This window comes from Arenimonas terrae, from assembly GCF_006265115.1.
GTDB classification, from domain to species: domain Bacteria; phylum Pseudomonadota; class Gammaproteobacteria; order Xanthomonadales; family Xanthomonadaceae; genus Arenimonas; species Arenimonas terrae.
This window is the reverse complement of the sequence record NZ_SMDR01000001.1, coordinates 1,682,132-1,697,091: the sequence shown is the minus strand read 5'-3', so window position 1 is coordinate 1,697,091 and position 14,960 is coordinate 1,682,132. Positions and strand designations below refer to the sequence as shown.

Genomic DNA, 14,960 nt, shown 5'->3' with positions numbered 1-14,960 from the left:
ATGTCCGTACCCGCCCTGACGCTGTACCACAACCCGCAGTCCCGCTCCGCCGGCGCCCGCGTGCTGCTCGAGGCGCTGGGCGTGGACTACGCGGTGGTGCCCATCGACTTCGCCAGCGGCCAGAACCGCACACCGGAATTCCTGGCCATCAACCCGCTGGGCAAGCTGCCGACCCTCGTGCACGACGGCGCGGTGGTCACCGAACAGGTCGCGATCACCATCTACCTGGCCGACCGCTTCTCGGCCGGCAAGCTGGCGCCCGCACTCGACGATCCGCTGCGCGGTCCCTACCTGCGCTGGCTGGCGTTCTACGGCGCCTGCTTCGAGCCGGCCCTGGTGGACCACGCCTACAAGCGCGAGCCCGTGGTGCCCAGCGCCGCGCCCTACCGCGACTACGACACCGTGATCGACATGGTGGCGACCCAGCTCGCGCGCGGCCCCTGGCTGCTGGGCGAACGGTTCACCGCCGCCGACGTGCTCTGGGGCACGGCGCTGCGCTGGACCACGGGCTTCGGCATCGTGCCGAAGCTGCCGGCGATCACCGGCTACATCGAGCGGGCCAGCGCCCTTCCGGCCTTCGTGCGCGCCGGCGAGAAGGACGCGGCCCTGATGGCCGAACTGTCGGCGGCGTCCGCGGCCGGCTGATCCGGCTGCCGCCGCCGCGACGGATGCGGCGGCGGCCAACGCGGCGCGCGCGGCGGTGAGTCAGACCATCCGCCGGCGTCCCCTGTCGCGCCCGGGCGCCGCCCGTCGCCCGCGGCCGTGGCCCGTCGCAAGCCCGTTCACGCGTGCGCCGCGCGTCGCCAGACTCGCCCCACATCCACGGGGAGTCCGGACATGAGTGCTTACGAAGATCGGCCCGTCGCGTCGTTGCCGAGGCTCGAGCTTCCGGCGCGCCGGGTCGATCGCGCCGGCACGACCCTTTCGGCCGCCGCCGCGGCCTGGTTCACGGTTGCGGCGCTGGGGCAATGGCTGTTCGTGGTCTACATCGCCGGTTTCTACGGCCGCAGTCTGCTGGCGGGCCGCATGCGGGACTGGAACCAGGTGCTGCCGGAAGGCCACACGCCCGGCGACACGCTGGGCAACCTGATGGTGATGCTGCACATCCTGCTCGCGCTGGTGGTGACGGCAGCCGGCACCCTGCAGCTGGTGCCGGCGATCCGGCGGCGCTGGCCGCGATTCCATCGCTGGAATGGCCGGATCTATCTGGCGACGGTGGTCGCGGTGGTGCTGGCCGGCCTGTACATGGTGCTGGCGCGCGACGGCGGGCTGCGCGTGATGCAGTTCGGCATCCTGCTCAACGCCGCGGTGGTGCTGGGCTGTGCGGCGATGGCGCTGCGGCATGCGCTGGCCCGACGCATCGACCGGCACCGGCGCTGGGCGCTGCGGCTGTTCGTGGCGGCGTCGGGCGTCTGGTTCTTCCGCATCGGCCTGACCTTCTGGCTGCTGGTGAACCAGGGGCCGGTGGGCTTCGACCCGGAAACCTTCACCGGGCCCTTCCTGGTCTTCCTGAGTTTCGCCCAGACCCTGCTGCCGCTCGCCATCCTGGAGCTGTACCTGCGGGCCCGCGACAGCGGCGGACCGGCGGCGCGCTGGACCGTGGCGGCGCTGCTGGCGCTGGCGACGGGAGTCACCGCGACCGGCATCTTCGCCGCCTCGCTGATCCTCTGGCTGCCGAGACTCTGAGCCGGCGGGGCCTGCCGTCCGCGACGGGCCGGCTGCTATCGTTCCGGCATGTCGACCCCCGCACCCGCTGCCGCGCCGCGTGGCCTGGCCCGCCTGCCGGGCTGGTCGCGGCTGCGGCCGCTGCTGGTCCTGTGCCTGGTGCTGAGCCTGCTGCTGCTGCCCGGCTGGCGCGCGTCCTGGGCCGTGCTGATCCTGCGGCTGGTGCTGGTCGCGGTCGGCCTGCTGGGCGTGTTCTCGCTGTTCGAGCGCTGGCCGCGGCGCCTGCCGTCATGGCTGGCGCGCTGGGCGCTGCAGGTGGCGATGGTCGCGGCGGCGGTGCCGTTCGTGGTGGCGGGGGTCTACTTCCTGACCACGATCGGCGACGCGCTGCCCTGGTACCGCGACGTCGACGGCCGGCTCCAGGGTTACCTGATGATGGTCGTGCTCAGCCTGTTGCTGGCGCCGTGGATCGCCGTCGCGGCGCTGATCGGCCAGATCACCGGCGCGGCGCAGCGCCAGGCCCTGGCCTTCGAACTCGAGCGCAGCGAGTTCGCCCGCCGCGAGGCCGATGCGCGCCTGCGGCTGCTGCAGGCCCAGGTCGAGCCGCATTTCCTGTTCAACACCCTGGCCAACGTGCGCGAGCTGGTGGACGCGCGGTCGCCGCAGGCCTCGACGGTGCTGGGAAGCCTGATCGCCTACCTGCGCGCCGCCGTGCCGCGCCTGCATGCGCCGACCACCACCGTCGCGCAGGAAATCGAACGGGTGCGTGCCTACCTGGAGGTGATGCACATGCGCATTCCCGACCGGCTTCAGTACGCGCTGCAGGTCGACGACGCCGCGCTGCCGATGGACTGTCCGCCGATGGCGCTGCTGACCCTGGTGGAGAACGCGGTGCGCCACGGCATCGACCCGAGCGAGGAGGGCGGTCGCATCGAGGTGCGCCTGCGCCTGCGCGACGGCCGCTGCCAGGCGGACGTGACTGATACCGGCGTCGGCCTGCGCGATGGCGGCGACGGCCTGGGCACCGGCCTGGCCAACCTGCGCGAACGCCTTCGGCTCGCCTTCGACGGCGACGCCCGCCTGCAGCTTTCGCCGCTGCGGCCGCAGGGCGTGACTGCGGCCATGGATTTTCCCGCGCGCCGGAGTGGGACATGAGCTCCGCGCGCCCCACGGCCCTGATCGCCGACGATGAGCCGCTGCTGCGCAAGTCCCTGCTGCGCCTGCTGGCGGCGGCGTGGCCGGAACTCGAGGTGGTGGCGCAGGCGCGCAACGGCCGCGAGGCGGTCGCGATGTTCGAGGCGCAGCAGCCGGACGTGTGTTTCCTGGACGTGCAGATGCCCGGCCTGAGCGGTGTCGACGCCGCGCGGGCGATCGGCCGCCGCGCCCAGCTGGTCTTCGTCACCGCCTTCGACCAGTACGCGCTGCAGGCCTTCGAGCACGGCGCGCTCGACTACCTGGTCAAGCCGGTCGAACCCGCGCGCCTGGCCGACACCGTGGCGCGGCTGCAGGAGCGGCTGCGCGCCGCCCGTCCGCTGCCCGACACCGAGGCCCTGCTCGACGCGCTGGCCGCGCGCCTGCGCCGCGACCCGGCGCCCGCACCGCTGCGCTGGATCCGCGCCTCGGTCGGCGCCACCGTGCGCCTGGTGCCGGTGGACGAGATCGACTACCTGCGCTCGGACGAGAAATACACGCGCATCGCCTGCCGCGGCGACGAAGGCCGGCCGGGGGAGGCCCTGATCCGTACGCCGCTGAAGGAGCTCGTCACGCAGCTCGATCCGGCGCAGTTCGTGCAGGTGCATCGCTCGGTGGTGGTGAACCTGCGCGCGGTCGGCCAGGTCGTGCGCGGCGACAACGAAACCGCCAGCCTGCACCTGAAGGGGCGCCCCGAGGTGCTGCCGGTCAGCCGCAGCTATCTGCATCACTTCAGGCAGATGTAGCGGGCCGGGGCGGACCGGTTCGGCCCGCCAAGATGCGAATGACTTGCAAATGCGAACGGCTCGCATCTAGAATGTGCGCCATCACAGGCCCAGCAGACGCCACGCCTGGTTCCCGCTTTGTCATTCAAGGAACCCTGCATGTCTGCTTCCGTCCGCATGGCCGTGCTTCCGGCCTGCCTGCTGGCCGCCCTGGCCAGCCTGTCCGCCCGCGCCCAGTCCGTTGAATCGCCCGGCGGCGCCATCGCCGAACTCGACACCGTCGAAGTGATCGGCCAGCGCCCGGACGGCTACGCGGCCGTGCCCAGCACCGGCCCGACCCGCCTGGAACTGAGCGCGCGCGAGACGCCGCAGTCGATCAGCGTGGTGACCCGCGAGCAGATGGACCACTTCGGCCTCAACAGCATCAACCAGGTGCTGGGGCTGGCGACCGGCATCAACGTCGAGCAGGTCGAGAGCGACCGCAACTACTACACCGCGCGCGGCTTCGACATCACCAACTTCCAGCGCGACGGCCTGGGCCTGCCGCTGCCCTACGGCATCCAGAACGGCGACATCGACACCGCGCTGTACGAGCGCATCGAGATCCTGCGCGGCGCCAATGGCCTGATGTCCTCGACCGGCAATCCCTCGGCGACGATCAACTTCGTGCGCAAGCGCCCGGGCCCGGACCGCGAGGGCAGTGCGCGGGTGACCCTGGCGAGCTGGGACAACGCCCGCGTCGACCTGGACTACGCCACGCCGATCACCGCCGACGGCCGCGTGCGCGGCCGCGTGGTCGCGGCCTGGCAGGATGGCGACAGCTACCTCGACCGCTATTCGCGCGAGAAGCAGGTCTACTACGGCGTGATCGAAGCCGACCTGGGCGAGGCCACCACGATCGCGGTCGGCGCCTCGCACCAGCGCAACCGACCCGAGGGCGTGCTCTGGGGCGCGCTGCCGCTGTTCCATACCGACGGCACGCCGACCGACTACGACGTCTCCACCAGCACCGCCGCCGACTGGTCGCACTGGTACACCGATGACACCCGCGCCTTCGTCGAACTCAGCCACGCCCTCGGCGGCGACTGGACCCTGAAGGCGGCCTACAACTTCGAGGACAAGCAGGAAGACAGCCAGCTGTTCTACGTCTACGGCACGCCCGACCCGGACACCGGCCTGGGCCTGTTCGCCTACCCGTCGGACTACGAGGGCCGCTTCAAGGCGCGTTTCGCCGACGTCTATGCCAGCGGCCGCGTGTCCATCGGCGGCCGCGCGCACGACGTGGTGGTCGGCGCCAACTGGGCCCGCGGCGAGAACACCGAGATCTCCTGGTACGGCAACGACGTCGGCACGCCGCTGCCGTCGCTCGACCAGTTCGACGGCAACTACCCCAAGCCGTCCTTCGACGCCTATTCCGACGGCGCCGCCTACGACTACGGCCGCGAAAGCCTGTACGCGACCGTGCGCTGGAACCTGGCCGACCACTTCAAGCTCATCACCGGCGCCAACCACACCCGCGTCGACACCCGCGGCTACAGTTACGGCGAACAGAACACCGTGGACGAAAGCCGCACCACCCCGTTCGCCGGCGCCGTGCTCGACCTCGGCGACACCTATTCGGTGTACGCCAGCTACGGCGAGATCTTCAGCCAGCAGGGCCAGACCGACGTCGACAACCGCCTGGTCGGCGCGCTCGAAGGCCGCAATGCCGAGCTCGGGCTGAAGGGCGAGTGGTTCGGCGGCGACCTCAACGCCTCGGCGGCGGTATTCCGCACCGAACAGGACAACCTGGCCGAATACGCCGGCTTCGATCCCGCCACCGGCCGTTCCTACTACGCCGGCCTGGATGCGCGTTCGCAGGGCGTCGAGTTCGACGTCGGCGGCCGCATCGGCGACCACTGGCAGCTCAACGGCGGCTACACCCTGCTCGACGTCGAGGACGCGGCCGGTGCGGACGCGCGCAGCTACGTGCCGCGCCGCCTGCTGCGACTGTCCACCGCGGTCGAACTGCCGCAGGTCCCGGGCCTGAGCCTGGGCGCGACGCTGAAGTGGCAGAGCGACATCCACCGCGACGCCGTCGCCTACGACGCGCTCGGCAACGCCACGCCGGTGCGCATCGAGCAGGAGGCCTATGCACTGCTCGGCCTGATGGCCCGCTACGAGTTCGCGCAGGCCTGGAGCGCGACGCTCAACCTCGACAACGTCACCGACGAGAAGTACCTGCCCAGCCTGTACTGGGAGCAGGGCTACTACGCCGCGCCGCGCAGCGCCTCGCTGTCGATCGCCTACCGCTTCTGACGTCCTGCCAGGCAAGGAGGCGGCGCCTGCCGCCTCCACCGACCCCGCCGGAGCAAGCATGACCCCGATGCCTTCCACCGCCACGCAATCGACCCGGGCCCGCACGCCCGCCTGGCGCACGCGCGTCCAGGCGGCGTCGCGCATCGGCGCCGCGCTGTTCGGCGGCTATTTCCTCGCCCACGGCGCCACCGCCTTCCTCACCCTGGTGCTGCCGATGGGCAAGGTCGACCGCGTGGTGTTCGCCAGCCTGCTGTCGTTCGCGGTGTGGTGCGCGGCGGCGATCCACGCGTTCGGCGCGCGCTCGGCCTGGCGCGCCTGGGGCTGGCCGGTGCTGGTCGGCGCGGCGCTGCTGGGTCTCGCCCTGGCGTTCCCGGAACAGGCGGCGCGGCCATGAAGAACACCTTCCTGCAGTCCATGGCCTGGCTGCACACCTGGGCCGGCCTGGTGGTTGGCTGGCTGCTGTTCGTGATCTTTGTCGGCGGCACGCTCGCCTGTTTCGACCAGGAGCTCGACGACTGGATGCGGCCCTGGCTGCACGACACGTCGCTGCCGCAGCAGCCGCGTTTCGACGCCGCCATCGCCCGCTCGCGCGCCGCGCATCCGGACGCGCACGCCTGGTACGTGCTCGCGGGCAGCGAGCGCGAGCGGGCGATGGCGTCGTATGTCTACTTCGACGACGGCAGCCACGTGCAGGAGGTGCTGGACCCGCAGTCCGGCCAGCCCGTGACCGACACCGCCGGCGGCGACTTCTTCTTCACCCTGCACTACGACCTGCACGCCGGCACCGCCGGCATGTACGTGGTCGGCCTGGCCGGCATGATGATGCTGGTGGCCCTGGTTGCCGGCGTGATCATCCACCGGCGCATCTTCAAGGACTTCTTCACCTTCCGCCCCGGCGCCGGCGGCCAGCGTGCCTGGCTCGACGGCCACAACCTGACCGGCGTGCTGGGCCTGCCCTTCCATCTGCTGATGGCCTACACCGGCGTGGCGATCTTCGTCGCCAACTACATGTTCGCCGGCATCAACGCCGCGTACGGCGGCGACGTGTTCAAGTTCTACGAAGAGGCCAGCGACAGCTTCGAGCGGCCGGAAGTCGGCCAGCCCCTGGCGCGCCTGCATTCGCTCGACGCCCTGGTAGCCGACGCGCGCCAGCGCCTGGGCCAGCCGGTGACCTGGGCCAGCGTGCACCATCCCGACGACGCCAGCGCCACGATCTCCTTCGGCGGCGACCATGGCCGGCGCGTGGCCTGGAACTTCGAGCAGGTGTTCTACGACGCCGTCGATGGCCGCTTCCTGCACCACACGCGGCCGCCGGGTGCGGGCTACACGACCTACAGCTTCCTGGGCGGCCTGCACATGGCGCAGTTCGGCGGCAGCCTGGTGCGCGGCCTCTACTTCCTGCTCGGCCTGGCCGGCTGCGTGATGATCGCCAGCGGCATGCAGGTGTGGGTGGCCAAGCGCGCCCGCCGCATCGCCGAGGCCGGTGCGCTGTCGGGTTATGGGCTGGTGCTGGGGCTGAACGTCGGCGTGGTCGCCGGGCTGCCGCTGGCCTGCGTGGCGATGCTGCTGGCGAACCGGCTGCTGCCGATGGGTCTGGACGATCGCCCCGGCGCGGAAGTGCTCGTGTTCTGCGCGGCCTGGATCATCGCGGCCGCCTGGGGCGCCTGGCGCACGCGGGCCGGCCGCGGCTGGCGAGACCTGTTCGCCGCCACGGCGGTCGCGCTCCTGGCCCTGCCGCTGGTGAACCTGGCCACGACACCGCGCAGCCACCTGCTGGAAACCCTGCCGCGCGGCGAATGGGCGCTGGCCGCGGTGGACATTGCAGCGTTCGCCTTCGCCGCCGCCTTCGCCTGGCTGGCGTGGCGACAGCCGGCCGGCGCAAAGGCCGCCGTCCTCGACGCGCAAGCGCAGGAGGCCTGAGCATGTTCGCGCTCGGAAGCGGCCTGATCCTCTGGGCCTGGGTCAATCTGAGCCTGGGCCTGCCGCGGCATGCCGGCATCGCCGTGCCGCCGCAGCGACTGCGCGCGCGGCGTCTCGCCGGCGGGCTGCAGCTCGCGCTCAGTCCCGCGGTGTTCGTCGCAGGCTGGGGCTGGGAATTCGGCCTCGTCTACTGGGCCGCGATGCTGATGCTGTGCGCGATCGCCTGGGTGCTGGTGCTGGCGCGCTGGCCGCGGCGGCGTCTGCGCGCGGCGGTCGTGCTGTCCCTCGTGATCCTGGCGCTGTCGTGGCTGGCGCCGAGCGTGTGAACCCCGTCACGTTTCCCGTCGTCCTTCCGGAGTGCCCCATGTCCAAAAAGATCCGTTCCCGACGTTTCGCCGCGCTGGCCCTGGTGGCCTGCGCCCCGCTGCAGGCCGCCGACGAGGCCGCGCTGCCCGCCGGCTTCGAGGCCTACGTCACGCAGGCGCAGGCCATCGTCACGGCGTTCGAGCAGGGCGCTGCGCCCGCCGCCCAGCAGCCGGCGCTGACCGCCCTGGCCGAACGCGCGGCCGAACTCGTGCCCGCCTTCTCGGCGCGGCATCCGGTCTGCCGCGACTACCTCGCCGCCGCGCTGCCGCTGCGCGAAACCTGGCCGACGCTGAGCCTGGCGCGGATCGAGCGCGACTACCACCACGACGCCGCGCTGCCGAAGATCGCCTCCGCCGGCGACCACGGCCTGTGTTACCAGATGAAGGACCTGCTGGTGCACCCGCTCACCGCGCTGCGCATGCTCGCCGAACCCGAGATCGACCGCGCCGGCATCGCCCACGAGATCACCGAGGTGGTGGCGCACGGACGGGCGCTGCAGGCGCTGGAGGCGGCGCGCTAGGCGGCGGAGAGGCGGGACCGGACACGGCTGGCACCAAGTGCCGCCGCGTGGCGCTTCCTCTAGACTGGCGGCGTCCACCTGTGGAGCCGCTTCCATGCCTGCATTGCGTCGTCGTGCCTGCTCTCTTGGGGCAGCGGTTCTTCTCGCCACGTTCGCAGGCGCACCGGCGGTGGCAGCAACGCTCAACTATGAATACGCCTGGCACGATGACCCGGATGACGTGGAGTTGGGCGAGGGACGGATCGCGGAGGCCGAAGCGGGAGACTTCGATGGCGACGGCCTGGACGACGCCTTCTACTACGCCGTCAACCACGGCTATTTCCTTTTCAGCCGTCCCGGGCAGGCGCCGCAACGGGCCAAGATTGAACTGCCCGGAGTTCCAACGGACAGCACCTCCGTCGGTGACCTGAACGGCGACGGCCGCCCGGAAGTGATCATGGGCAGCCACAAGGGCCTGCTTTCGATTTCGTCCAACGCCCAGCGCCAGCCCAGCGTCCGTCTGCTGGCCCCCGACGAGCGGTTCATCACCGGAGCGCCCGCCCTCGCCGACCTCGACGGCGATGGACACCAGGATGTCGTCACCCACGAGACCTGGCGCACCGAAGTGGAAACGGACATCGAGCCCGGCGAGCTCGTGATCCGCTATGGCGATGGCACCGGCGCCCTGGTCCGTACGCGCCTGATCCCCGTCGGCCAACCCAACCATCACCGGCTCGAGCTCGGCGACATCAACGGCGACGGGCATCTGGACCTGGTCAGCCTGGCCTTTCCCGACTACTGGGAAGGCCTGGGCATCCCGTCGATCCGCCTGGGCGACGGCACGGGCGGGTTTCGCGGCGACAATCTCGACGGCATTCCCCGGGGGTTCGCATCGTCGATCATTGTCGGTGACACGAACGGCGATGGGCGCGACGATGTGCTCGTGCTTGGCGTGCCCCGGAAGTCGCCGGATTCCGATGGATCCGAGCAGGGCTACATCTACCTGCAGGGAAGCGACGGCAAGCTCGCTGCCGAACCGATCCAGCTCCGTCTTCTAGAAGGTGCGAAGGGCTACGACCTGATCGACGTGGACGGAGACGGCCTCAACGAACTGGTCATGCTCAACGAGCCGAGGTCCTCGCCGAAACCCACCGTGGTGGTCATGCGCCAGCGCGACGGCCGCCTGCAGCTGGAGACGACCGCCACGGTGCCGTACGCGTCCTACCGTCCGTTTGCCCCCATCCGGTATTTCCGCGACAGCATCGCCCACGGCGACTTCAGCGGCGACGGCGTCATGGACGTGGCGGTCGCGTCGGTCTTCGGCTCGTTCTCCGCGCTGCACCTGAAGAAGACGCCGTATCGGACCGATGTCCGTCCGCCGGGTGCGCCGCGCCTGGTCACGGCGGCGCACTTGCCCGACACCGTCAGCGCGGTGGTCGATTTCCAGCCGCCGGCCGACGACGGCGGCAGTCCCATCACCCGCTACGTCGTTCGAACCGAGCCGGCCCCGGCCGGGCTCGACCGGTCGGCGTTCCAGACTCCGCTGGCGCTGAGCCGCAGGATGGAAGGGCTGCCGAACCCCGGCCGCTACCGTTTCCGGGTGCAGGCCTTCAATGCGGCGGGCCCGGGACCGCTGTCCGAGCTGTCGCCGGAAGTGCACGTCCTGGAGCAACCGCGGATCAGCGGCGACGGCAGCGTGCGCGAGCCGGTGACCGGAACGGCGCCGCTGCGTTTCGTGGTGACGTCGCAGTATCCCGCGCTGCCGGGCGGCATCACCTTCGACCTGGCCACCGGCGATTCGACCGCCATCGCGGGCGAGGACTACCAGGCGACCGTCCGCACGGGCCTGCACATCCCGGAGGGCGAGAGCAAGCTGGAGGTCGAGATCCCGATCCTTTCCGATTCCGGCACCGATGACGAAGGAAACGAGATCTTCTATGTGCGGATGACCAACATCTCCGGCGCGGCCAACGCAAGTTACGAGGGCGCCGGCATCATCCGGCGCGAAGGCGTGGCGCCGATGCCCGCGCTGACGCTGGGTTCCGCGACCGTGTTCGAGGGAAGCTCCGGCGTCACGGTCATGCGCTTCCCGGTGGACCTGGGCCTGCCGGCGAACGTCGATGTCCGGTTCGACATCGCCACCCAGAGTCAGCTCGGAGCGGCGGTCCCCGGCGTCGATTACATCGCGCGTAGCGTGACGGGGATGGTCATCCCGGCCGGCCAGACGCTGGCGTGGTTCGAGGTCGAGATCGTCGCGGACCAGGTGAAGGAAGTCAGCGAGTCGTTCGAGGTGGTGCTGTCGAACGCCGGCGACATCCCTGTTTTCTCGCCCGGATCCACCGGCACGATCCTGGATGACGACGTGGTCCGGACCGGTGTTCCCGAGGCCGTGGAGATCGATGCCGAAAAGGGCTACACCGACCGCCTGTTCAGCTACATCTCCACCCACGCGGCCAAGTACCGCGGCACCGATCTGGTCACGCCGGCCGAACGGGCGGCGACGCTCGCTTCCGATCCCACGCCCGCCGCGCCCTTCGACGCGCTGGCGACCGACACCGCGTGGCTGACTTTCCCCGTGCCGGCCAATCCGGGCGCGACCGCGATCGAGGTGCGGGTGCTGGCCCTGGTGGAGTCGGCGACGGCCAGCCATGTCGCGCTGCATGTGGGCCAGGGCAACGCGCCGTCGGCGGCGTCCGCGCAGTGCACGCGCACCGCGGCGGCCGCGGCGCAGGTCTGCGAGATCCTGCTGCGTCGCGAAGCGGGCGCGCCGGCGTCGACGTTCTGGGCGCTGGCCCGCAACCTGAGCACCGGCAGTGCACGCCGTGACGCGCTTCGCCTCGAAGCCGGCGCGGTGCGCATGATCGGGCGCAACCAGGAGCTGGTCGCCACCGGGCGCGCCCGTCTCGACGGCGACGATTTCCTGATGCGGGTCGGCTGGGACATTCCGTCGCTGCTGCCCGGCCAGCGGCGGCTCGGCTACCTGCTGGTGACCAATGCCGACGAGCAGGTGATCTACCACGAGCCGCTGCGCCTGCACCGCACCGGCGCCATCAACGCCCCGCACGTGCTCGCGCAGGGCGAGTCGCGCGAAGTGCACCTCGCGCCGGGGGCGGCGCAGGACCGCATCGTCTTCGACGTGCCGGTCAACGCGCAGTCGGTGGTGTTCAGCCAGCAGGGGCAGGGCGAGGTCAGCCTGTTTGCCTCGCACGTGCCGGATCCGTCGTCTCCCGTCATCGGTCCGGCGCCGCCGCGCAGCGAAGCGCTGGCCTCGGGCCTGGATCCCGGCGCCGAGCAGACGCTGGTGGTTTCCGGCGCGACGCTGCGGCCGGGCCGCTGGTACCTCACGCCGGTGAACCGCGGCAGCACGCCCGCGCGCATCACGCTGGCGGCCGACGTCGTGCGCCAGGGCGCGCGGCCGGCCTTCCGTCCCGGCCACTACTTCAATCCGGAGCGGCCCGGCCACGGCCTGTTCCTCGACTTCGCCGGCGACCAGTGGCTGATGGTCTGGTACACCTATCTGCAGGACGGCACGCCGACCTGGTACTACACGCAGTGGGCGGCGCCCGCGGCGGACCAGGCGCAGTGGAGCGTGGACCTTCTGCGGGTGACGCGGGTCGGCACCAGCCTCACCCACGCCGTGCGGGTCGGCAGCGCCACCTTCAGCGTGCACGAAGGCGATGCCGGGGCCTCGCCCAAGCTCAGCTTCAGCTACAACCTGGACGGCGATGCGGGTTCCGAACAGCTGACGCGCCTGGGTGACGACGCCTGCCCGTCGTACATGGGCAGGGAGCTCGACACCAGCGGCCATTGGTTCACGCCGAGCGACACGGGTTACGGCTTCAGCGCCCAGGTGCTGCCCAATACCGAGGTCTACGCGGCCTACATCTACGACGGCACCGGCTTCCCGCGCTGGGTGATCGGCCAGAAGGACTACGATCCGGCGGTGACCGACGTGACGATGCAGCAGCTGAGCGGCTTCTGCCCGACCTGCGACCTGGTGCCGGTGCAGTCGCGGGTGGTGTCGTCGATGACCCGCATCTTCAACAGCGACTCGCACATCGACGGACTGCCCGGGATTCGCGTGCTCGACATCGGCGTGCCGTTCGCGCCGCCGGTGTTTGCCTCGTTCCGCAGCTCCGGTTCGGTCTACCTGCTGTCGGCCCGCAAGGGCTGCCAGTGATGTCCCGGGGCGCAGGCCCCGGGACCGCCGCCGGGCTCAGCCGCCGCGCAGCCGCAGGGTCAGGCCCTTGAGGAAGTTGCGCAGCATCTGGTCGCCGCAGGCGCGGTAGTTCTTGTGCCCGGGCTGGCGGAACAGCGCCGACAGCTCGGGCTTGGTCACCGGGAAGCCGGCGTCCTTGAAACACTGCGCCATGTCCAGGTCCTTGAGCTCGAAGGCGACGCGCAGCTTCTTGAGCACCAGGTTGTTGGTGATGCGCTTCTCGACCGGGCGCAGCGGCAGGGCCGGGTCGCGGCCGCGGAAATGCACCACCAGGCCGTCGAGGAAATGCGCCAGCACGCGGTCGGGGCATTCGGCGTAACCCTCGTCGCCGTCCTTCTTCAGGTAGGACTGCAGTTCGGCCCGCTCCAGCGTCAGGGTCTCGTCCGCCAGCTTCGCGATCTCGATGATCTTCGGTTCGCCCAGGTCGAGCATGTAGCGGATGCTGCGCAGTACGTCGTTGTTGATCATGGCGGTTTCCGGTGACCCGCCGCGTGCGGGCCAGAGCGCGCACTTTACGCGGGTTCCCGCGTCGGCGCCGCCAGCGTTGATTCCGGCGCCGCGCGGCCCCATCTTCAGGGCCTCGGCGCTGCACGCGCCGCTTCCGGCCCAGTCCCGTGCCCTTCGAGTTCGAACACCGCTACGCCGCGCTGCCGGCCACCTTCTGGCGCGAGGTCTCGCCCACGCCCGTGAAGGCGCCGCGCCTGCTGGCCTGGAACGCAGCCCTTGCCGCCGATCTCGGCCTGCCGGCGACGCCGCCTGACGCGGCCACGGTTGCCGCACTCGCCGGCAACGGCGCGCTGCCGGGCGCGCGCCCGATTGCGATGGCCTACGCCGGCCACCAGTTCGGCCACTTCGTGCCCCAGCTCGGCGACGGCCGCGCGATCCTGCTGGGCGAAGTCATCGACCGCCGCGGCGCGCGCCGCGACGTCCAGCTCAAGGGGCCGGGCCCGACGCCGTTCTCGCGCAACGGCGACGGTCGCGCGGCGATCGGCCCTGTGCTGCGCGAATTCCTGGTCAGCGAGGCCATGCATGCGATGGGCGTGCCGACAACGCGCGCGCTGGCCGCCGTCGCCACCGGCGAACACGTGATGCGCGACGGCGTGCTGCCGGGCGCGGTGCTGACGCGGGTCGCGGCCAGCCACGTGCGCATCGGCACCTTCCAGTATTTCGCCGCGCGCGAAGACGTCGCGGCGCTGCGCGCGCTGTCCGAGCACGTGATCGCGCGCCACTACCCGGAGCTGACCGGCCGCGCTGATCGCCACCTGGCGCTGCTCGAAGCCATCGCCGAACGCCAGGCTGCGCTGGTGGCCGCGTGGATGCACGTGGGTTTCGTGCACGGCGTGATGAATACCGACAACACCGCGGTGTCCGGCGAGACGCTCGACTACGGCCCCTGCGCCTTCCTCGACGAATACCACCCCGGCAAGACCTTCAGCTCGATCGACCGCCACGGCCGCTACGCGTTCGGCAATCAGGCGCCGGTGTTGCGCTGGAATCTCGCGCGCCTGGCCGAGTGCCTGCTGCCGCTGATCGCGGACGAACCCGCCGATGCGCTTCCGGCCGCGACCGCGGTGATCGATGCCTTCCCCGCGCGCTTCGAACACCACTGGCTCGCCGGCATGCGCCGCAAGCTCGGCCTGGTTTCGGAAGACACCGGGGACCTCGCGTTGGCGCATGATTTCCTCGAGGCCCTGCAGGCGGTCGAAGCCGACTACACGCTGGCCTTCCGCGGCCTGTGCGTGGCGGCGGCGGGCGACGAGCCCGAGGGCTTGCTCGCCCTGCCGAAAACCCCGGCGATGGATGCGTGGCGGGCACGCTGGAACACCCGCCTCGCCAGCGATCCGCCGTCACCCGCCGACCGCGCCGCGGCGATGCGGGCCGTCAACCCGGCGGTGATCCCGCGCAACCACCAGGTGCATGCCGCGCTGCAGGCGGCGGAGCAGGGCGACCTGGCGCCGTTCGACGCCCTGCTGGCCGCCGTGCGCCGCCCTTGCGACGACGGCGATCCGGCCCAGCCCTTCATGGTTCCGCCGCAGCCTGCGCAGCGCGTGCTGCAGACCTTCTGCGGAACCTGAGG

12 protein-coding genes are annotated in these 14,960 nt (G+C 71.1%); 11 read left to right on the top strand and 1 reads right to left on the bottom strand.

The window, feature by feature from the left end:
• The 10 genes from E1B00_RS08085 (at position 1) to E1B00_RS08040 (ending at position 12,844) form a co-directional block, all read left to right on the top strand.
• Entirely contained in the window at positions 1–645 is a 645-nt protein-coding gene (locus tag E1B00_RS08085; RefSeq protein ID WP_139447387.1) for a glutathione S-transferase family protein, read from the top strand.
• A 192-nt stretch (positions 646–837) separates the two neighbouring features.
• A complete protein-coding gene (locus E1B00_RS08080; protein WP_139447385.1) occupies positions 838–1,686 on the top strand; it encodes a DUF2306 domain-containing protein in 849 nt (282 codons plus the stop codon).
• A gap of 48 nt (positions 1,687–1,734) precedes the next feature.
• Positions 1,735–2,820 carry a sensor histidine kinase gene (locus E1B00_RS08075; protein ID WP_139447383.1) on the top strand — a complete coding sequence of 362 codons (1,086 nt, stop codon included), beginning with the start codon at positions 1,735–1,737 and terminating at the stop codon, positions 2,818–2,820.
• Positions 2,817–3,602: a LytR/AlgR family response regulator transcription factor gene (locus E1B00_RS08070; RefSeq protein ID WP_139447381.1), complete on the top strand. Its 786-nt coding sequence runs from the start codon at positions 2,817–2,819 to the stop codon at positions 3,600–3,602. Before E1B00_RS08075 ends, E1B00_RS08070 begins: the two co-directional genes overlap by 4 nt.
• A gap of 138 nt (positions 3,603–3,740) precedes the next feature.
• Positions 3,741–5,879 (top strand): TonB-dependent siderophore receptor, encoded by a 2,139-nt coding sequence (locus E1B00_RS08065; RefSeq protein WP_139447379.1) that lies wholly within the window; start codon positions 3,741–3,743, stop codon positions 5,877–5,879.
• Between the two features lie 58 nt (positions 5,880–5,937).
• Positions 5,938–6,273, top strand: coding sequence for a hypothetical protein (locus E1B00_RS08060; protein WP_220396243.1), 336 nt, complete (start codon positions 5,938–5,940; stop codon positions 6,271–6,273).
• Positions 6,270–7,799 (top strand): PepSY-associated TM helix domain-containing protein, encoded by a 1,530-nt coding sequence (locus E1B00_RS08055; RefSeq protein WP_139447377.1) that lies wholly within the window; start codon positions 6,270–6,272, stop codon positions 7,797–7,799. Before E1B00_RS08060 ends, E1B00_RS08055 begins: the two co-directional genes overlap by 4 nt.
• 2 nt (positions 7,800–7,801) lie before the next feature.
• Entirely contained in the window at positions 7,802–8,125 is a 324-nt protein-coding gene (locus E1B00_RS08050) for a DUF3325 domain-containing protein (RefSeq protein ID WP_176693165.1), read from the top strand.
• A 38-nt stretch (positions 8,126–8,163) separates the two neighbouring features.
• Positions 8,164–8,685, top strand: coding sequence for a hypothetical protein (locus tag E1B00_RS08045; protein WP_139447373.1), 522 nt, complete (start codon positions 8,164–8,166; stop codon positions 8,683–8,685).
• Positions 8,686–8,854: 169 nt separating this feature from the next.
• Positions 8,855–12,844: an FG-GAP-like repeat-containing protein gene (locus E1B00_RS08040; RefSeq protein ID WP_176693164.1), complete on the top strand. Its 3,990-nt coding sequence runs from the start codon at positions 8,855–8,857 to the stop codon at positions 12,842–12,844.
• A 36-nt stretch (positions 12,845–12,880) separates the two neighbouring features.
• Here the strand turns inward: E1B00_RS08040 and E1B00_RS08035 are convergent, their stop codons facing one another.
• Complete coding sequence (locus tag E1B00_RS08035) at positions 12,881–13,351, bottom strand: YehS family protein (protein WP_139447369.1); 471 nt, start codon at positions 13,349–13,351, stop codon at positions 12,881–12,883.
• Between the two features lie 146 nt (positions 13,352–13,497).
• Between E1B00_RS08035 and E1B00_RS08030 the strand changes: the two genes are divergently transcribed.
• Entirely contained in the window at positions 13,498–14,958 is a 1,461-nt protein-coding gene (locus tag E1B00_RS08030; protein ID WP_139447367.1) for a protein adenylyltransferase SelO, read from the top strand.
• Positions 14,959–14,960: the final 2 nt, after the last annotated feature.

What these genes read in the sequence shown, in the direction of transcription:
- E1B00_RS08085 (WP_139447387.1), top strand. Translation starts at nt 1, where the DNA reads ATGTCCGTACCCGCCCTGACGCTGTACCACAACCCGCAGTCCCGCTCC.
- E1B00_RS08080 (WP_139447385.1), top strand. Translation starts at nt 838, where the DNA reads ATGAGTGCTTACGAAGATCGGCCCGTCGCGTCGTTGCCGAGGCTCGAG.
- E1B00_RS08075 (WP_139447383.1), top strand. Translation starts at nt 1,735, where the DNA reads ATGTCGACCCCCGCACCCGCTGCCGCGCCGCGTGGCCTGGCCCGCCTG.
- E1B00_RS08070 (WP_139447381.1), top strand. Translation starts at nt 2,817, where the DNA reads ATGAGCTCCGCGCGCCCCACGGCCCTGATCGCCGACGATGAGCCGCTG.
- E1B00_RS08065 (WP_139447379.1), top strand. Translation starts at nt 3,741, where the DNA reads ATGTCTGCTTCCGTCCGCATGGCCGTGCTTCCGGCCTGCCTGCTGGCC.
- E1B00_RS08060 (WP_220396243.1), top strand. Translation starts at nt 5,938, where the DNA reads ATGACCCCGATGCCTTCCACCGCCACGCAATCGACCCGGGCCCGCACG.
- E1B00_RS08055 (WP_139447377.1), top strand. Translation starts at nt 6,270, where the DNA reads ATGAAGAACACCTTCCTGCAGTCCATGGCCTGGCTGCACACCTGGGCC.
- E1B00_RS08050 (WP_176693165.1), top strand. Translation starts at nt 7,802, where the DNA reads ATGTTCGCGCTCGGAAGCGGCCTGATCCTCTGGGCCTGGGTCAATCTG.
- E1B00_RS08045 (WP_139447373.1), top strand. Translation starts at nt 8,164, where the DNA reads ATGTCCAAAAAGATCCGTTCCCGACGTTTCGCCGCGCTGGCCCTGGTG.
- E1B00_RS08035 (WP_139447369.1), bottom strand. Translation starts at nt 13,351, where the DNA reads ATGATCAACAACGACGTACTGCGCAGCATCCGCTACATGCTCGACCTG.